This is a genomic window from Solwaraspora sp. WMMB335, from assembly GCF_049179075.1.
GTDB lineage: Bacteria > Actinomycetota > Actinomycetes > Mycobacteriales > Micromonosporaceae > Micromonospora_E.
This window is the reverse complement of sequence record NZ_JBMHMF010000001.1, coordinates 540292-560141: the sequence shown is the minus strand read 5'-3', so window position 1 is coordinate 560141 and position 19850 is coordinate 540292. Positions and strand designations below refer to the sequence as shown.

Here is a 19850-nt window from a genome sequence, read left to right as displayed (position 1 = left end):
GGCCGGTGTGGCCGGCTCACCGCAGGGGCCGGCAGTACAGCGCGTCAGGAGTACGGGCCGAGAAGATCCGCCCGGTGTAGGCGATGCCGGCGGCGTACTCGTGGCTGGCACACTGCCCCTTGTAACGGCCATGGGCGAAGTCACCACCGCGGGCATCGCCGGGGCGGTTGTCGCCGCGATCGAACCACACGGTCCGACCGCCGGCGGGTAGAGCGGTGGCCGTCGCGGCGCACAGTGCCGTCGAGACCGCGGTACCGCGGACGCTGTAACCGATGAGGAAGGATCCGTCCGGGCACTGCAGCTTGGTGTAGCCCGGTGCCCAGTCGTTGCGCGGGTCGACGTGACGCTCGTCGACGACGACGTCGTACCGGCCGGTGGCGGACCAGAGGTCGGTGGCATCGGTGTCGGTGCACAACCCCCGGTTGCCGGTGTGGCTCAGACCGATGAGCCGTTGCCCGTCCGGGCAGGCGGCCTTGCGGGCGCCACTGTCCCAGTCCGGCTCCGCCCGCATCCGTAGCGACTGGACGAAGTCTGCGTGGTCGGGGCTGAGCATCGACCAGCGCGGCACCGGTGCCACGGGTCCGGCACGGCCGGTGTGGCCGACCAACCGGCCCCAGGCGCCGGCCCGCCAGTCGGCACCGTCGAACACACTGGCGCGGTTGCCGGCGCTGTCCCACTCCAGCAGTGCCCAGCCGTCGGCGCTGCGGCTTTCGTACCACCCGACCAGCGGCCAGTAGGCGAAGTCGGCGTCGCGTTGGACGAGGTAGTCGACGAAGTCGTCGAACCAGGCCCGCTGGTCGCCGCTGGTCGCGCCACGACCGATGCCGAACTCGCTGATCAAGACCGGCGCGGTGAAGTGCTGCTCGGCCTCGGCTGCGGCGAAGAACGCCTGCTGGTACAGGACGTCGTGCAGGTCGGTGCGGCCGAAGTCGCGGTAGCGGGGGTCGCTGGTCTCGCCGAGTCCGGTCGCCCCGCTGTGGTTGGGACCGGTGTAGTCGTAGAAGTGGGCAGAGTAGACCAGCTTCCCGGACCTGACCAGGGTGTGCGAGAGCCGCCGGGTCGGCTCCAGCGTGGGCCGCCCGTGCGGGAGCCCGTCCACCGGCAGTCCGAACCAGTTGATGCCCTCCACGATGATGAGCAGGTCGGGGTTTGCCTCCTGCAGGATCCGGTCACCGAGGCGCTGGGAGGCGGCGAACCAGTCGTGGTCGTCACCCAGGCCCCAGTTCGGGTCGTCCCAGATGGAACGGCGGACCTCGTTGTAGAGGTCCGCGCCGACCACCCGCGGATTGTCCCGGTAGCGGCGGACGAGGAAGAGCCAGTCGGCCTCCCAGTCCGCGTCGGACTGGGAGGCGTTCCACCGCTCGTTGCCGTCGACGGAACAGCACCAGCGGGTGGTGTTGGTGTGGTTGTTGAGGATGACCGCCAGACCGGCGGTGGTGAGGGCCGCCACCACCGCGTCGTAGACCTGCAACGGGGTGCGCCCGCGTAGGCTCGGGTTGGCCGCTACCGCGGCGTCGGTCACCGGGCGTTGGTCGTGCAGCATCTCGTTGGAGAACGGCAGCCGGACGCTGTTGACGCCGATCTCCTGGAAGCTGGAGACGATCTCCGATACCGGTGCCCGGTCGAGGCCCATGGGTATCCGCCCCGAATTCTGACCGGCGTGGTGGTTGGCGTCCTCTTCCGGATCTCCGCGACCGGTCCAGGTGCCGCTCGCACCGTGCCAGTTCCCGGACTTCAGCCTGAACCGTGCGCCGGCGGCGTCGACGATGTACCGACCCCGGGTGCTCAGCGGGGGAGTCCATGTGGTGGCCGCCGACACGGCGCCCGCCTGCGGTTGTGGCCGGGCGGTGGGGCGCTCGCCGGCAGCGGCCACCGCGGCCGGCGGCACCTGAGCGACAAGGGCGATGACCAACGGAACCGTCGACGCGACGACAACTGACCGACGCACGCCACACTCCCAAGGAAGCGAACGCTCGAAACTCACGGACCGTGCGGATGGTTCTCCGATAACATACACGTCTCTCGATCAGTTCGCCGCACTGGCGGCACGTGACGCCATCGCGTTGACGGGTCATACCGTGCGGCTGGCACCGTTCGACCCGAGCAAGGACGGGTAGACCCATGTCAACCGATGCGCGAACGGCAGCATCCGCCACCGGGTGGCAGGTCCGCCTCGGCGACGATCCGGCCCTTCACCAGGCACCTGCGCACCGCCCGGTCCGGGTGGCCAGCCTGATGGGCTACGTGGATCCGATCGGCGTACGACCCGGTGAGACGCTACGGGTGCATCTGTCGGCGCCGGCCGCGTACGACGTCGCGGTCGGCCGGCTCGGGCAGCACGCGCTGCTGCTGCCCGAGCCGGACGACGCCGCCGACCGGGCCGAGGTGACCTGGCTGGGGCGGGCGTCGTCCACCTCGGCACGCCGGTACGACGTGCACCCCGGGTCGTACGGCTTCGCCGGGAACAGCCCGGTCAGCCGACCGGGGTCGGTTTCCGCCTGGGTCCGGGTGTGGCACCTGCCGGTGACCGTCGAGACGTCCAGCTGGGCGGCGGTCGTCAGCGACCTGGACTACCCGGACCGCTGCGGTTGGGCGATCGGAATCGACGCCGACGGCCACCCGGGCTGCTACGTCGGCGACGGCGGGCACCACGACCGGGTGAACTGGACCTTCGCCGTCGCATCCCTGTCGAACCGACTCGGCGAATGGGTCCACCTCGCTTTCACCGTCGATGGCGACCGGGTGCGGTTGTGGGTCGACGGCACCGTCGCGGCCGAGGGAGCGGCGGCGATCGGCGACGCGGCGGCCGGCACGGTGCGCGTCGCCGCGGCGGCGCAGAGCGGCCTCGTCGACCACCTGCTGGACGGGGACGTGAGCAGTGTCGCGATCTTCTCGCGCGGACTAACCCGGCACGAGGTGGTCGCCCTCACCGACGACCGCGCCATGTCGCCGACCGTAGCGGTGGCGACCGAGGCGTTGCTCACCCACTGGCCGCTGCGGGAACGCCGCGGCACGACCGCGGCGGACAACAGCGGCAACGAGCGGCCGCTGACCCTGGTCAACACTCCGACACTCAACATCCCGGGACCGCCGGCATCGCAGGCCATCGGCCGACCCGGCTACGACCCGGACGCCGACCCGACTCGGGGCGGCTGCATCCGGTTCTCCTCCGACGACCTCGTCGACTGCGGTTGGCCGGCGGGCGTCGAGATCGACGTGCCCGAGTCCGCCGACAGCGGCACCTACTACGTGCGGGTGACGTTGATCGGCGCCGAGGACGAGCCGTTGGAACTGCCGTTCGTGGTCGTGCGTCCCCGGCCGCGCCTGCCGCGTTCGGTCGCGTTGTTGTACGCGACGTTCACCTGGACCGCGTACGCCCGCCGGGCCACCGACGGCGTGAGCATTCCCGGTCTCGCCTCCTCGGCGTACAGCCGTAACATCAGCGGCCGGCTCTTCTTCAACCTCGGGATGAAGATGCCACTGCCCCGGGTGCGGCCGTTCGTACACCGCAGTCACCTGCGCGACGCCACCGTTCACCAGCATCTGGTCCGGCCCGAGCGACACGCGGAGTCCTGGCTGGCACGCGAGGGCTACTCGTACGAGTGCATCACCGACGCCGAGCTCGACGCCGACCCGGGCTTGCTGGAACACTTCGCCGCGCTGATGATCGTGGGCCACGACGAATACTGGACGCAGAACATGCGTGACGGGGTCGAGAACTATCTGCGTGGTGGGGGCAACGTGGTGTGCCTCAGCGGCAACACGGCCTTCTGGCGGGTCAGCTACGACCAGGACACGAAGGTGATCGAAACCCGCAAGACCACGCACCCGGGGGAGGGGACCGGCGTCGCCTGGCTGCCGCCGCACGAGTGGGGCGAGCGCTGGCACACCGATGGCCGCCCTGGTGGCAAATGGTCCTGTCTCGGGCAGTCAGCCAGCGAGCTGTTGGGCCTGGAGACGCTGGGCTGGATCGACAGCGGTGACCGTACCGCCTTCGCGCCCTTCACGGTCATGTCACCCGATCACTTCCTGTTCCACGATCCGCAGCCGGTGCCGATCGAGGCCGACAACCTGATCGGCACCCGCTCCCATGACGGCCCCGCCGTGAGCGGATACGAGGTGGACGGGCTGCCGGAGGTACAGGGCATGCCGGCGTCGGACCCGGAGGGACTGACCGTTCTCGCCCACGCCGATCACGGTCCGCGGTTCGTCGCGCACTGGGGTGCGGACCCGGGGCACGGGGCTGACCTCATCTACTGGGAGCGTCCGACGGGCGGGGTCGTGCTCAACGCCGGCGCGACCAACTATCCGGGAGCCCTCGCGGTCGACCCGGGCCTGCAGATGCTCACTCGCAACGTCCTGCACCACATGGGCGTGGACCGGTGACGTCGCGGTAGCCGAGCCGCTGACCGCGTGACGGACGGGCGCTGCGACCCTGCGTGCGGCCCGGCGGCCGGGTTAGGGGCCGCCCCGGGGGATGTCCCCCTGTCGTGTCCCCGTGGTCGAGTACTTACAGTGGTGGGTATGGCACCGGCACGATCTTTACACGAGATCTTCGCGGGGCTCGCCGGCGCGGCCGGGGCCGACCGCGACGTCGCCGCTGTGCTGCGCGCCAGCGGTCACCCCGAGCTGCCGGCCGACCTTCTCGCCCAGGCCGTCGTCAGCTATGCCGACACCGCTGCGGCCGAGGTGGCCGAGCATCTGGCCCCGTTCGTCATGGCGCACGGACCGGTCATCGACCACGACCTCCCGGCGACCGCGGCCGACTCGCCCTTCGACCTGCTCGCGACCGTTCCGGCCGCTGTCGACGAGGCGTCCGATCCGCCCGTCGAGGAGATCGAGCTGTCCGTCGGGACGGCTGGCGGTCTCGACGCGGCCCATTTCCTCGACGACGAGACCGACGCCGCCACCGACCCGGTCTCCCCGGCCGACGGCCTGGACGGTGCCGAACTCGACCCGACTTCCTCCCGGGACCTGGCCTTCGGCGTGGGCGACGGCGACGTGGTGGACCGCCACGACCCGTCGCTGCCCGAATCCGCGCCGGTGGAGGCGGAACCGATGGGGTACGACGAACCGCACGACCCGTCGGAACTTCCGGACGGGCCGCTGCTACCGACCGACCCGTGGTCGGTACCGTCGCTGGCCGACGACGCCGCGGACGCTGCGGACATCGACGATTTCGGCTGACCGGCCGAGCCGGCTCGGCCGGATCGCAGTCCGTCTACCGGAGGATGGCCGTCGCGTGTTCCCGTAGCTGGCGCAGCCTTTCCAGCTCCGCCGTCAGGTCCCGCAGGCGACTCTCCCGCTCCGTCTGGGTCCGCTTGGCCGCCTCCGACGCGGCGGACAGTGCCTCGGCGTTGGAACGGGCCAGTTCGTCCGCGAGTGTGCTGTAGTGGTCACGCAGCTGCCGCTGAATTCGACGAAGCGTGTCCCGAGAGTCCTTGGTCATCACGAAGCTCACCTGGTCGCAGTAGCGACGTACCGCGTTCTTGGCCTGGCCCTGCCGGTTCGCGCGCTGGCGCTTCTTCTCTTCCCGCAGGCCCTTGCGCCCCATGACCAACCCGATGCCCACGCCGATCGGACCGAGGGAGACACCGACCAGCGTGCCGAGCATGACGAACATGAGCGCGCCGCCGTAGGCACTCTTGAGTGCCACCATCGCCTGTTTGCGCAGCTTCATCTTCTCAAGTTCGATCTTGTGTTCGACTTCGGCGGTGCCGACCAACGGGACCGGGTCGGGGATGGCGACCTGGCGGAGGACCCCGCCAGCGGCCTCCTGGAAGTGGGTGGCGACATCCTCGCTGAGGCTGACTGCCCGGTCCCGCAGCATCATGTAGTTGGCCAGCAGTTCGTGTGAGACACGGGCCTGCAGCCACCGTTCCGTCTCGTCCCAGGCGTCGGCCGGATCGACCTCGTCGATCGCGGCATCCGCCTCCTCGAGGATGCGGCGGATCCGTCCGCGCAGGTCGTAGTCGATGTCGGCGTTGAGGTCGGACACTCCGTCGCCGAGAGTCTGCTGCCACTTGGCGGCGGCGGCCTTGAGCGCGTCGACCCGCTGCTTCACCGCGGTGAGCTCATCGATGATCCGGGCCGCAGCCGCCGGGTCGGCCAGTGCGGCCCGTTCGGCCTCGAGCTGGCTCTGGATCTGCTCGCCCACGTCGAGGACCGCTTCCGCGGCCTGCGTGGCGACCTTTTTCGCCGCTCCACCGGTCACCCGTTCGGTCACGAAGCGGACCAGGTCCGGGAATCCGGACTCGGTGTTGAGCTCCTTGTCGTTGGCGGCGACGGCACGCAGCCGCAACGCCGACGAAACCGGGATGACCGGAATTTCCATCTTACTCGGCAGGTGTCCGGTGTCGAGATCACGGATCTTGCGCCAATGCGGATAGAAGTCCGTCTTGGTGATCACGCAGACCAGCGTCGGGCACACGTCGCGGGCCTGGCGCAGGAAGTCCAGCTCACTGCGAGTGAGTTCCTGTGCGGCATCGGTAACGAACAGCAGCGCGTCGGCCATGGAGGCGGCGGCCAGGCTCGCCGCCGCGTGGACCGAGCCGAGCCCGCCGACACCAGGAGTGTCGACGATGACCAGGCCGCTGGAGAGCAACTGTCGCGGCAGCCGTACCTCCACCCCCGCGGCCCCGTCCGCGGCCTCGTCGCCGCTCTTCTCCAGGACGACCTGTCGTACCTGGTCCATCGGTAGCGGCTCCCGCCGAGGCGGGTCGCCGTCGAAGAGCACCTGGGCGGACGGCTCCTTGCCGAACCGGACGTACGTCGGCAGGGCGGTGGCGACATCGTCGTCGACCGGGCACACGTTCGCCCCGGCAAGTGCGTTGACCAGTGAGCTCTTGCCCTGCTTGAACTCGCCTACGACGACGATGTGGACCGCGGGGTCGGCCAAGGTGCCTTTCACGGTGGTCAGCCGGGCACCGAGATCGCCCCGTCCGTACGCCTCGCAGGCGCGCAACCCGAGGTCCACGATCTGTACGGCCCGTTGCAGTGCGTCGTTAGGTGATGCCGTGGTAGCGGCCATCATCGCTCCCCTGAAAATAACGTCGATTACGGCGGACAGTAACTGACTGGTCAGCCAGTTGTACCGAGTCCACATGCCGGTGTGGCGGGCCAGCGGAAATCCGCTGGCCCGCCACACCGGCGCATACCTGGCCAAGTTTCTCGATAGTGACCGGCCCCGACCCCGGTGGGTGCGCTACACCCCGAGCGTCGGGTCCGGCTCGGCGGCCGGAGCCGTGTTGCCGTTGAACGAGTCCTCGACCTCGAACGAGGGGTTCGAGGACTGGTCGTTGAACGAGTCGTCGGTGTTGAACGAGTCGTCGGTGTTGAACGAGTCGTCCGTGTTGAACGAGTCGTCCGTGTTCGTGGACTGGTCGTTGAACGAGTCGGTCGTGGACTGGTCGTTGAACGAGTCCTGGGTGCTGGACGAGTTTCCGCCGCTGGCCAGTGACGAGTCCTCCACCTCCGAGTCGGTCACGTTCTGCTGGCTGCCCCCACCGAAGTTGATGTTGATCGGCCCCAGGTCACCGCCGCCGCCCCCGCTGGCGTTGCCGCCGGTACCGCTGGCGTTGCCGCCGATGCCGGCACCGCCGCTGGCGTCGCCGCCCACCGCCTTGCCGCCGTCGCCGCCGTCCCCACCGTCACCGTTGCCCTCGCCGCTGCCGCTGCCCTTGCCACGTAGGCCGACGCCGACACCGGTTCCGACTCCGACGCCCGCGGCACCATCGCCACCGTTTCCGCCGTCGGCGTCGGCGTCGCCACCGGCCCCGCCCTTGCCGCTGGCGTTGCCGCCGGTGCCGTCGGCGCTGCCGCCGGTGCCGCCGCCGGTGTCGATGTCGAACTGGGCGGCCTGGTTGTTGTCCCCGATGACCGCCTTGTCCAGGTCGTCGGCGACGACCCCGGTGTTGTCCCCGAGCACCGCCTTGTCGACGTCGCCGTCGGCCAGAATCCCGGAGTTGAAACCGGTGTTGATCGCACCGTCGACGTCATCGCCGGCGTTCACGGCGCCGTCGCCGGTGTTCACCGCGCCGTCGATATCGTCGCCTGCGGTGATCGCATCGTCACCGGTGTTGCCCACCACGTCGCCGGAGCCCGAGTTCCCGGCGAAGGCGCGCTCACCGGTGGCGCCCACCACGTCGCCGTCACCGGTGCCGATCACCGCGCCGTCACCTGCGGTGACCTTGTCCCCGTCGACGAATTCCAGCGACGAGTTGTCGCCGGTGACGCCGAACGCGTCGTCGCCGGCCGCGACCGACCCGCCGGTCGCGGCGACCTGGTCCCCTTCACCCTGCTGGGCCGCGCTGCCGTCGCCGACGGCCGCGTTGACGTCGCCGTCGCCGATGTTGCCGACGTTGCCGTCACCGGCCTGGGTCAGGTTCGTCGACTCGACGTCGATGTCACCGAGCACCGGGCCGTCGACGTCCAGGTCCACCGAGTTGTCGATGTCCGTGGAGTTGTCGATGAAGTTCTGCGACTCATCGACGAAGTTCTGCGTGGTGAAGTTCTGGGTGACCGTGGTGACCTGCTGCACTGCCTGCGGCGGCGGGACGAAGCTACCGCCGCCCCCACCACCGCCGGAGAAGCCGCCGCCGCCACCGCCGCCGCTGGAGAAGCTGCCGCCACCGCCACCGCCACCGGAGAAGCCGCCGCCACCGCCCGAACCGCTGCCGCTGCCGGAGAACGCGGCCTCCTGGACGGTCTCGTTGATGTCGACGTTGCTGAGATCGGCGGCGTCGATGCCGGCGGCGGCGAAGGCGCCCTCCGGGTCGGCGAGGAAGTTGGCGGTCTCCGCCTCGCTGCTGAACACCTTCTCGAACAGCGCCTTGATCTTCTCCATGATCAACGGAGCTACCTCTACCTCGGCCATGATTTGCCTCCTGGATTCTGGTCCGTCCCGTCCGGCCGGACACATGTAAGAGATTGCGGGTTGTGGTCGGCCCCCCGCATCGGGGCAATCCCCGTGCCAGGTTCCGGGGGTTAGGGGGGTGGTGCCAACCAAAGGTCACTAGTCCGACAGGTTACGACTCCTCCGGCAGGAGTCGTCGCAGGGTAGCGATCAACTCGGCCCGGTTGGTAGCGCCCAGCTTCGTGCGGATCCGCGCCACGTGATGCTCGACCGTCTTGGGGGAGAGATAGAGCTGCGTGCCGATTTCACGGTGCGTACGGCCGGCGAGCACCAGGCGTGCGACCTCCACCTCCCGATCGGACAGCCCGCCGCGGGAGACGTCCGGTGCGGCGTCGCCGGCCGTGGGCTCGGGCCGGGACAGCTCCCGGGCCCGTTCCAGCAACCGGCGGGCGGCCTGGGCGTCGGTGGTGCGGATCGCGGCGTGTCCGATCAGGCGGGACGACTCCCAGGGCAGCTCGGCCGCGGCGAGGTCGGCGGCATCCGCCAGCACCCCGTCCGGCTGCACCTCGCCGGCCAGGGCATCGGCCCACCGGCGGGCGGCCCGGCACTGCGCCTGTTGCCGTACCCCGTCAGGGGCGAGCGCACCGAGCTGGCCGGCAGCCGTAGCCGCGGCGGTGGCGTCCTCGCCGACGACCGCCACCTGCAGTCGGATCCAGCCCAGCGACACGAGCCACGTGGTCGGCCGGCCGAGCCGGTCGAGGATGTCGTCCAATTCGGCCAGCACCGGAGCTATCCGCTGGTGTTGGCGCAACCGGGCGGCGGCGACCAGCAGTTCCTCGATGAGCTCGAGATGGAACAGGTCCACCGCCCGGCGGGCCAGCACCGGGTCCGCAGCGGCCCAAGCCGCCCGCAGCTGGGCGATGTCACCGGTTCGCCTGGCGATGCCGGCGGTCAGGCTGGCGTACACCAATCGTTCCCGGCCGGGCAGGGTGGTCTCGGCGAGCCGGCGGAGTTCGGCGACGGCGGTGTCGTACCGGCCCGCCCGCATCCTGACCCAGGCCAGCAACGTCCGGTGCCGGTCCTGGGCAACCGGTCCACCGGCCCCGCTGGCCAGCGCCCGGTCCAGCAGGTACTCCGCGGAGGCGGTATCACCTGCGGTGACCGCGACCAGGGCGCCGAGTGCGTGGGGCAACTCCGGTACGGCGACCGCCGGCGGCGCCTGCTCGAAACTCTCGGCCGCCTCGATCAGCAGCGGCACCGCCGCCGGTGGATCGCCGACCGCCAGTGCCGCCTCGGCAAGGCGACGCACCGGCAGCGGTGCCGATCCGGCTGCGGCGGACCTCGCGGATTCCGGCCGGCCGATGGCCATCAGCGTGGGGACGGCCAGGACCGGGCCGGGATCGCCGGCGTCCAGAAGCGTCTGCGCCGCTCGGCCGGCCCGCCCGTCATAGGCTGCGGCGGCGCCGGCGGCCATCGCGACGCGGGCCGTGTCGGACGGTGCCGCGACCGAGCCGTCCAGGTCGACCGGCATGCCCAGCAGCGTGGCGGCTTCGGCCCGACCAGCGGCGACCGCGCCCGGCTCGCTGCCGGCGTCGAGCGCATCGTCGTAGTAGGAGAGAGCGGCGGTAGGGTCGGTGAAGCGCAGGCGGTCACCTGCCTGTCGGTAGACGTCGGCGGCGGTCGGGGTCCGTACCCGGGCCGCGCGTAGCTGTCCAGCCGCCTGTACCGGGTCGGCCCCGGTGCCCAGCAGCGCCATCGCCACGGCGTCGTGTAGCTGGCGGCGCTCCGCCGCCGGCCGGTCGGCCAGCACCGCGCGGGCGACCGCCGGAATCATCTGTTCACCGTCGGGCGTGAGGAAACCTTCGTCCCGCAGCGACCGCATCGCCGCCGCCGCCTGCGCCGGATCCAGACCCGCCGTGGCGCGGAGAACGTCATCGGGCAGGCCCAGTTCGAGAGCGAGCACCGCAGCCAGCTCCGCTGTGCCCCGGCCCAGCACCGCGAGCCTGCGCTGCACCCGTGCGACGAGCGCGGGCGGGACGCCGTCCGGCGCCGCCGCGACCGCGACGGCCACCGCCGCCAGCCCGCCGGAAGCAGCCCGAACCGCGTCCACATGCTCCGGTGCCGCAGGTCGGCCGGTCACCGTCTGCACCAGTTCGGCCAGTTCGTCCGGGCCGAGCGGGCCAAGTCGCTCGACGCCGCCGGTAGCGGCCACCACCTCGTCCAGGTCGGCGAGTTCCGGCCGGTCGATGGTCGGGCGGCGGGCGATCGCCATCGCCACGCCGCCGCGGGCGGCGCCGGCCAACGCCCGCAGCGTGTCCGGGGCCAACTGGTGGGCGTCGTCGACGCAGACCAGCGCACCGTCGGCGCCGGCCTGGGCAAGCAGAGCGGTCAGATCCTCGACACTTCCGTCAGTGACCTGTACCACCGGTCGGTTGGCGGTCGCGGCGATCTCGCCGAGCCGGCGCGTGCGTCCCGCACCGTCCACCCCCACCACGACAGACACCTGTGCGTTACCTCCGTTGGCCGTATCGACGTGGGAGTCTACGGCCAACGGCTACGGCGAGTGCAGGACGGCAACGTATCGGTCCGGACAACGCCGGCGGATACCCGCGAGCGCCCGGCGGGCGAGGATCGTCGTCGTGGCGTGGCGGTGGGTGACCGGGATGACCGGCAGGCTGACCTGGCACTGGATATCCCGACCATGTACAGTCGGCGCGACCTCGGCGCCTGGGGCCCGGCTGCCGCTTGGCGACGGCTGTTTCGTTTGGTGTGCGTCGTGGTCGATGGGTCTGGCCGGCAGCGCCCGGCTGGCCGGGGAACAAGCGACGCGAGAATCTGGAGTCCGAGTTGGTCTGGAACCGGCTGCTTCGGCAGCGGTCGCAGGCGGTGACCGGATGAGTCTGACCGACCGTACGCGCAGCGTGCTCACCCAGGCCATCGACGTTTACCGAGGCACACCGTACGAACCACGGTTGGTTGCTGTGCGTGAGCGTCTCGACGCGCCACTGCGGGTAGCCATCGCCGGGCGGGTCAAGGCTGGCAAGTCCACCCTGCTCAACGCCTTGGTCGGCGACCGGTTGGCGCCGACCGACGCGGGGGAGTGCACCCGCATCGTCACCTGGTACGAGGACGGCCACACCTACCGGGTCATGGCCTGGCCCAACCAGGGGGAGCCGCGCCAACTGCGGTTCGACCGCGAGGACGGCGCCATCGAAGTGGACCTGGGTGGCCTCGGTGTCGACGATGTCGCGCAACTGACCGTCACCTGGCCGTCGCAGGCACTGCGGACGGTTACCCTGATCGACACCCCGGGTATCGGCTCGCTGTCCGAGCGGACCGCGCAGCGGTCCTGGGAGCTGCTCGTCCCCGACGACGAGGAGACACCCGCGGACGCGGTCATCTATCTGATGCGCCATCTGCATTCCAACGACGTCGAATTCCTCCGGGCCTTCCACGACGTGGAGGTCTCCCGGCCCAATCCGGTGAACGCCATCGGCGTCCTTTCCCGCGCCGACGAGATCGGCGTCGGTCGGCTCGATGCGCTCGCCTCGGCGCGCCGGATCGCCGCGCGGCTGAGCGGCGACGCCAACGTCCGCCGGCTGGTGCAGTCCGTCGTACCGGTGGCCGGGCTGCTCGCCGAGACCGCGACGACGCTCACCGAGGTGGAGGTCGCGCAGTTGCGCCGGATCGGCGAACTGCCCGTGCGCGAGGCCGAGCAGTTGCTGCTGTCCGCCGACCGGTTCGTCAAGGCCATGCCGGAACTGGGGCTCACCTCGATCGAACGGGAGGCGTTGCTGTCCCGGTTCGGCATGTTCGGGCTTCGGCTGTCCGCCGCGTTGTTGCGGCACAGCGCCACCGCGACCGCCACCGACCTGTCCCGGGAGTTGCTCGACCGGAGCGGGCTCGCCGACCTGCGGGAAATCCTCGGTTCGCTGTTCTTCGAGCGCCGGGACGTGCTCAAGAGCAGATCGGCACTGCTGGCGTTGGCGGACATGACGCGTAGCGTCCCGCGACCGGGCAGCGAGGCCGTGGCCGGCGCGGTGGAGGAAATCATCGCCTCCGCGCATCCGTTCAACGAGTTGCGAGTTCTCTCCAGTGTCCGGGCCGGCTGGGTCACCGGCAAGCCCGCCGTCGTAACCGAACTCGAGCAGCTCATCGGTGGTGCCGGCGGGGCGATCCACCAGCGGCTGCGCTTGTCGCCGGACGCGTCGGCCGCCGAGTTGGGCGCGGCCGCGAACGAGGCGCTGGTCCGCTGGCAACGTCGCGCCGAGAATCCGCTGACCGCCCACGAGATGGCGGTGGCCGCCCGAGTGGCCGTCCGGTCCTGCGAGGGCATGATCGCGAGCCTGGCCCGGCCCAGATGATCATCTCCACGCCGGCGGTGGCGCACACCAGGCACCATCATGAGGGTGACCAACACGACTGCACTGTCTCAGGTGAACCGCTGGGCGGGCCGGCAGAGCCTGAGCAGACCCATTGTCCACGAATAATCATCGGAGCGACACGATGTACGCACTCGGCATAGACCTCGGGACCACGTTCACCTCGGCCGCTGTCTGGCGTAACGGCCGTGCGGAGGTCATCTCGCTAGGCAGTCACAGCGCCGCCATCCCGTCGGTGGTGCTGCTGCGGCAGGACGAAACGTTCCTGACCGGCGAGGCGGCGAACCGACGCGGATTCGCCGAACCGCACCGGGTGGCACGCGAGTTCAAACGCCGGCTGGGTGATACCACGCCGATCCTGCTCGGCGGGGTCCCGCAGTCGGCCGAGGCGCTGATGGCGCGGGTGCTGCGGTGGACGGTGGACGAGGTGGTACGCCGTGAGGGCGGGCAGCCCACGGGTATCTGCCTGTCGCACCCGGCGAACTGGGGTCCGTACAAGATGGATCTGCTTCGTCAGGCGGTGCGGATCGCCAATCTCGACCAGCCGGTGATGTACACCTCCGAACCGGAGGCCGCTGCGGTCAACTACGCCCAGCAACAGCGTATCGAGCCGGGCGCCGTCGTCGCCGTGTACGACCTGGGCGGCGGCACGTTCGACGCCGCGGTGCTGCGCAAGACCGCGAACGGCTTCGCGATCATCGGCCAACCGGAAGGCATCGAACGGCTCGGCGGGATCGATTTCGACGCCGCGGTGTTCAACCATGTCCGGGCAGCCCTTGGCGGCAAGTTGGAGGAGTTGGACGAGGACGATCCGGCGGTGATCGCCGCGGTCGCCCGACTGCGCGACGAGTGCGTGCAGGCCAAGGAAGCGCTGTCGTCGGACACCGACACGGCGATCTCGGTGATGCTGCCCAACGTGGCGACGGAGATCCGGCTCACCCGGGCCGAGTTCGAGGCAATGATCCGCCCGGCGCTGCACGGGTCCATCGAGGCGCTGCACCGGGCGGTCCGCTCCGCCGGCTGTACGCCGGAGATGCTGCACTCGGTGTTGTTGGTCGGCGGCTCGTCCCGGATGCCGATCGTTTCCCAACTGGTCGGTTCCGAGCTGGGCCGGCCGGTCGCCGTCGACACCCACCCCAAGCACGCGGTCTCCCTCGGCGCGGCCTGGCTCGCCAGCGGGCAAGCGGTGACGTCCGGCGCCGGTGCTCACCCGGCCGCACCGGTCTCGCCCGCGATGCCGGTGCCGCCATCGCCGTCGATGCCGCCGCCGAACGCGCCGGCGACTGGCGCGTACCGCGTCCCGCCCACGGCGACCGTCCCGCAGCAGACGTACCCCGCCCCGACCGCGCCGGTGACGAGAAACATGGGCGCGGAGAGCGTGCCGACCGCGCCGGGTGCCGGAGTGCGCGGTGTCGTTCCGGTACGCGGCAACGCGCGTACCGAGTCGTTCACCTCGACCGGTGACGTCGCCATGTCCGCAGCGGGAGCGGGACCGTCTGCGGCGGGCGCGGCCGGGAAGCCGCCGGCGAAACGGCGTGGCACCCTGCTGGTGGCGGGTGTCGCCCTGCTCGCGCTGCTCCTCGGCGGGGGCGGCCTGGCCTGGGCGTTGACCAGTGGCGGGGACGACGGCGACGGCCAGCAGGAAAATACGGCCGTGGACTCCGGAGTGGATCCCGGCAACCAGGTCGAAGGAGGCGGGACCGAGCCGGACGACGATGGTGAGACCGGGTCCGACCTGCCAGCGGACGAGCAGTGCACGGACCAGATCAAGAGCAACCCACGCTGGGTCTGCATCACCTCGGCGACGGTTTCCGGCGGCCGGCTCACGATCGAGTACGACGCCAACTTCGGCCAGTCCGGGCCGAACATCAACGGCGGCTACCACCTGCACATCTACGGAAGCAACGGCACCAACCCGCCGGACCGGATCATGGGTGTCCACGTCCCCCCGTCCGAGCAGGGCGTCTGGTACGTCGAGGACCAGCAGCCGTCGGTGATCTGGACCGATGACGACAGCTTCGTCCAGGTGATCGGCGACTGGCCGAAGGTGTGCGCGCGGATCGCCACCCACGAACACGAGTTGGTGCAGGATTCCTACGGCGCCTACGCCACCGGCAACTGCGCACCGATCAGCTGGCAGTAACCGTCGCACCGAGCGACCTGGCGGCCGTGGCACCTCGACAGGGTGCCACGGCCGCGTCGTCGGGATCAGGTGCCGGACGGGATCGCGACGCCGCGGTTCCAGTTCTTGGCGTCGGTATCGGGCTGGTAGTTCTTCTCGATGTTGCCCGCCGCGTCCACCGAGAACCAGAACACCTTGGTTCCGTACGGCACGGTCAGCGTCTCGGCGCCCTCCCGGATGCCGGCCGAGGCGTACAGCGTGGATCCGAAGGTCGGTTTGCTGCCGTCGAGGGTGTAGAAGACCGCCGCCGGCTCGCTCACCTCGAACTCGACGTCCACCACCTGGTCGGTGTCGCCGGGCCGCACGATCAACGAACTGGTCGGGCGCTTGCGGTCCTTGTCGTAGTCGCGGGCGACCCGCATCAGCTCGACCAGGCCGTTGGCGTACTCCATGGTCTGCTGGTGCGCCTCCTCCCAGGCGGGTTGGAAGGAGGTGCCGACTTCGAAGTTCCAGGCGTAGACGCCGTACTTGTACCAGAGCATGTCACCGGAATTGCCGGCCGCCGAGTACAGGACGTCAGAGATGGGGCCGGTCCGGGCCGGGGTCACCGCCATGTTCCGGTGCCGTTTTATCGCGGTCAGGATCCGTGCGGAAGCACCCCAGAAGAACGACTCCTCGGCGAGGGTCGGGCGCGGCGCCGAGACCCGTCCGGGAGTCGCGTAGGCGCCGGGTGACCACATGAAGTAGTTGCCGGACGAGTGCAGGTTCATCGAGAACTTGATGTTGGGATGGCCGGCCAACCAGTCCAGGTTCTTGTTCTCCGGCTCGGAAAGCTCACCTGGGCCGGCGAAGGTGCCGCTGGTGCAACTGGTGGAGGCTCCCGAGTAGCCGTCGAACAGGCTGTACTCGGTGTAGTTGCGGTTGTTGTCCACTCCCCAGGAGTTGCGGGCCAACGCGTCGGTGGAGCCACCGGTGGCACAGTGGTTGGTCATGCTCTTGCGCTGGGAGGTGTAGTCGTAGAACGAGTAGTGCCCGCCGTCGGGGTTGATCGACGGGGCGATCCAGATGTCGAGAGTACGCAGCAGTTGCTGGGTGTTCTCGTCGGTGCGGTGGTTGCGCAGCAGCCGTTCGGCGGTCTCGACGGCCACCAGCGGCGGCACCCACTCGCGGGCGTGCTCCTGCGCGTAGGCCAGCACCCCGGTCCGGGACCCGTCCCGGTACTTGCCGATCCGCAGGGCGTACACCGGATGCGGGTCACGGGAAACGGTGTCCGGCGCGGCGAGGTTGTCGCTCAACGCCGTCGGTCCGACCGGCGCGACCACGCCGTCGCCGATGTTGTCCCGGTAGGTGTACGCGTCGGCCAGGCCGTCCGCCGCGGCGTCGATCGCGGCGGCCACCTCGGCGGCGGTGCTGGTGACCGCACCGGTGCCGTCGGTGGCCAGCATGACCCGGATCGCCGGGCCGGAGACCGACACCGTCAACGGCTGACCGGCCGCGCCCGGATCCGCGAACTCGACCGTGATCTCGTTGCCGCCCTCGTGGCCCCAGGCGTGGGAGTCCACCGCGACCCGGTTGGCGCTGGCCGATCCGAGCACGACCTGTGCCTTGCGCCGGTAGCCGTTGGTTCGGTACGGCAGTTCGACGACCTCGGCCAGGTGCGGATACTCGTCGGCCAGGCGCTTGATCCGGTCGTACAACTCGGTCGGAGTCAGGTAACTGGTGACGAAGTCCTTCTGGTAGCCCGGACCCTCGGGCGAGTCGTCGGGAACCGGTAGCCACTGACTGACCTCGGCGATCGCCACGTCACCGGTGGGGCTGACGATCTGGATCCGGTCGGGTCGGGCGGTGACCGCGGCAGCACCGCGGTGGTACAGGTAGACCCCGGCGTCGACGAAGCGGGTGATGGTCTGTGTTCCGCCGGAGCCGATCTGGGTGCCCGGACCGCTGTCCCGGCTGACGCTCAGCGGACTGGTCGATGTCTGGCCCTGTGCCCACTTGGCTTCGACGGAGAGCACCTGGCTGGTTCCGGAGGTGTAGTAGTCGGCCCGGATGATCCGCACATCGGCGGTGCTGGCGCTACGCGCCAGGCTCGCGGTGAACGCCTGGTTGGCGGCGACGTGCCCGGCGATGGTCGCCTCCCGCTCGGCGATCCGGTCCACGGCGTCGTCGGCGTCGTAGAGAGTTCGACCGATCTGGAAACCGAACGCCCGCAGGCCCTCGATCTCGTTCGGTGTGACGACGGCGTGCACCACGATCCCCGCTGTCGTCTGTGAAACGTGGTGGTCCAGGTCGACTCCGGTATCGACCAGGGCGTCGAGGGCGTCACGGTCGGCGAGGACGACCTCGACGACGCTGGTGTCCTCACCGGCGATGCGTTCCAGCCGTTGCGGGCCGGCGGTCACGCTCTGGTCGTCGGTTGGGGCGGCGGCCGCGGCGGCGGCGGTGACTGCGGTGGCCGGGCCGGTGAGAAGCGAGACGGCGGCGGCTGCGGCTACGGCGGCGGCGAGGTGCCGTCGCCTCGGTGGCGAAGATGCGGCGGGCATCGGTTACCTTTCCACTTGCGGCGCCACTGGGTCTCAGGGCGGACACGGGGAGCAGAGCGAGGTCCGCCATGCGCGACAAGGGCAGAGCGCGGTCAGGCGTCGGCGTGGCGGCTGACGAGGTGGGAAGGTCCGGTCAGGATGGCCCATCCTGGACGGCGTCGGATCGATCTGTCAATCATCCGCCGCCGTCGCCCACCGCCTGTCACACCCGGTGCCGAGTCCCGACCGGCGGAACCTGCCCTGCTCCCGCCGCGTTAAGGTGTTGGCCGGGCTGAGCGGGAGGAGAACGGCGTGTCGGCAGGGCCGGACGCGCCCCGAGAGGTGCGTACCCGTGGTGATGTGACTCGCGGTGACGGAACACCCGGTGACGTCCGGGCGGAGGCCGCGCGGCGGCGTACCTTCGCGGTGATCTCCCACCCGGACGCCGGCAAGTCGACGATCACCGAAGCCCTCGCGTTGCACGCGCGGGCGATAACTCAGGCCGGCGCGGTGCACGGCAAGGGCGAGCGGCGTGGGGTGGTCTCCGACTGGATGGCACTGGAACAGCAACGAGGCATCTCGATCACCTCGGCCGCACTGCAGTTCACCTACCGCGACACGGTCGTCAACCTGCTCGACACGCCGGGGCATGCCGACTTCTCGGAGGACACCTACCGGGTGTTGACCGCGGTGGACTGCGCCGTGATGCTGCTCGACGCCGCGAAAGGTCTGGAACCGCAGACGTTGAAACTGTTCGAGGTGTGCCGGCACCGCCGGGTGCCGGTGATCACGTTCATCAACAAGTGGGACCGGCCCGGCCGGGAACCCCTCGAACTGCTCGACGAGATCGAGCAACGGATCGGGCTGCGACCCACGCCGCTGACCTGGCCGGTCGGGATGGCCGGGCAGTTCCACGGGGTGGCCGACCGGCGTACCGGCGCGATGGTGGCGTTCACCCGTACGCCGGGCGGAACGACCGCGGTGATCGAGGACCAGTTGACCGCCGAGCAGGCCGCCACCCGGTACGGGCCGGACTGGACGCGGGCCTGGGAGGAGCTCGAACTGCTCGCCGCCACCGGGGCCGACCACGATCAGGCCGGGTTCGCCTCGGCGGCGAGCACGCCGGTGCTGTTCGGGGCGGCGGTCACCAACGCCGGCGTACGGCAGTTGCTCGATGTGCTGGTCGACAACGCACCGGCGCCCACGGCCCGGCCCGACGCCACCGGTACACCGCGTGCCCTCGACACCCCGTTCTCCGGCTTCGTGTTCAAGACGCAGGCCAACATGAACCCCGCCCACCGCGACCAGGTGGCGTTCGTGCGGGTGTGTTCGGGCCGGTTCGAACGTGGCATGGTGGTCACCCACGCCGGGACCGGGCGCCCGTTCGCCACCAAGTACGCCCAGCAGGTGTTCGGCCGCGACCGGGACACCCTCGACGAGGCGTACCCGGGCGACGTGGTGGGCCTGGTCAACGCGACCGCGCTGGGGATCGGCGACAGCCTCTACGCCACCGGCCCGACCGTCCGGTTCCCGCCGCTGCCGTCGTTCGCCCCGGAACACTTCGTCGCGATCCGGTCCACCGACTCCTCCAAGTTCAAACGTTTCCGCCGCGGCATCGAGCAGCTCGACGGCGAGGGCGTGGTGCAGGTGCTGCGTTCGGACCGCCGCGGCGAGCAGTCACCGGTGCTCGCGGCGGTCGGGCCGATGCAGTTCGAGGTGGCCACACACCGTCTCGCCACCGAGTTCGGCGTCCCGACCGCCGTCGACCACCTGCCGTACGGCCTGGCCCGGCGTACCGACCCGGCATGTGTGGCGGCGCTCAACGCGGCCCCGGGTGTCGAGGTGATGACCCGGGTACGCGATGGTGCGCTGCTCGCCCTGTTTCCTGACAAGTGGCGGCTGTCCACCGTACGGAGCCGAGACCCGGACCTGGTGCTGGAGCCGCTGCTCGCCGAGGCGGCTGGCTGACC

10 protein-coding genes are annotated in these 19850 nt (G+C 70.4%); 5 read left to right on the top strand and 5 right to left on the bottom strand.

The window, feature by feature from the left end:
* Positions 1-16: 16 nt before the first annotated feature.
* Positions 17-1948, bottom strand: coding sequence for a glycoside hydrolase family 5 protein (locus ACN27F_RS02400; RefSeq protein WP_421430910.1), 1932 nt, complete (start codon positions 1946-1948; stop codon positions 17-19).
* A gap of 173 nt (positions 1949-2121) precedes the next feature.
* On the opposite strand from ACN27F_RS02400, the gene ACN27F_RS02395 reads away from it, so the two are divergent.
* Together ACN27F_RS02395 and ACN27F_RS02390 are read left to right on the top strand one after the other, a co-directional pair.
* Positions 2122-4386: a N,N-dimethylformamidase beta subunit family domain-containing protein gene (locus ACN27F_RS02395; RefSeq protein ID WP_421430909.1), complete on the top strand. Its 2265-nt coding sequence runs from the start codon at positions 2122-2124 to the stop codon at positions 4384-4386.
* A 138-nt stretch (positions 4387-4524) separates the two neighbouring features.
* The gene (locus ACN27F_RS02390) at positions 4525-5187 is read left to right on the top strand and encodes a hypothetical protein (RefSeq protein WP_421430908.1); all 663 of its coding nucleotides are present in this window, start codon (positions 4525-4527) and stop codon (positions 5185-5187) included.
* Positions 5188-5221: 34 nt separating this feature from the next.
* Here the strand turns inward: ACN27F_RS02390 and ACN27F_RS02385 are convergent, their stop codons facing one another.
* The 3 genes from ACN27F_RS02385 to ACN27F_RS02375 form a co-directional block, all read right to left on the bottom strand.
* On the bottom strand, positions 5222-7030 hold the full coding sequence (locus ACN27F_RS02385; protein ID WP_421430907.1) for a dynamin family protein: 1809 nt from the start codon (positions 7028-7030) through the stop codon (positions 5222-5224).
* Positions 7031-7204: 174 nt separating this feature from the next.
* Positions 7205-8875 (bottom strand): hypothetical protein, encoded by a 1671-nt coding sequence (locus ACN27F_RS02380; RefSeq protein WP_421430906.1) that lies wholly within the window; start codon positions 8873-8875, stop codon positions 7205-7207.
* Positions 8876-9026: 151 nt separating this feature from the next.
* Entirely contained in the window at positions 9027-11357 is a 2331-nt protein-coding gene (locus tag ACN27F_RS02375; RefSeq protein WP_421430905.1) for a LuxR C-terminal-related transcriptional regulator, read from the bottom strand.
* A 391-nt stretch (positions 11358-11748) separates the two neighbouring features.
* On the opposite strand from ACN27F_RS02375, the gene ACN27F_RS02370 reads away from it, so the two are divergent.
* Positions 11749-13218, top strand: coding sequence for a dynamin family protein (locus ACN27F_RS02370; RefSeq protein WP_421430904.1), 1470 nt, complete (start codon positions 11749-11751; stop codon positions 13216-13218).
* Between the two features lie 142 nt (positions 13219-13360).
* Positions 13361-15379, top strand: a complete 2019-nt coding sequence (locus ACN27F_RS02365) for an Hsp70 family protein (RefSeq protein WP_421430903.1) — start codon at positions 13361-13363, stop codon at positions 15377-15379.
* A 65-nt stretch (positions 15380-15444) separates the two neighbouring features.
* On the opposite strand, the gene ACN27F_RS02360 is transcribed toward ACN27F_RS02365, so the two are convergent.
* Entirely contained in the window at positions 15445-17901 is a 2457-nt protein-coding gene (locus ACN27F_RS02360) for a M14 family metallopeptidase (RefSeq protein WP_421430902.1), read from the bottom strand.
* Positions 17902-18192: 291 nt separating this feature from the next.
* Between ACN27F_RS02360 and ACN27F_RS02355 the strand changes: the two genes are divergently transcribed.
* Positions 18193-19848: a peptide chain release factor 3 gene (locus ACN27F_RS02355; protein ID WP_421430901.1), complete on the top strand. Its 1656-nt coding sequence runs from the start codon at positions 18193-18195 to the stop codon at positions 19846-19848.
* Positions 19849-19850: the final 2 nt, after the last annotated feature.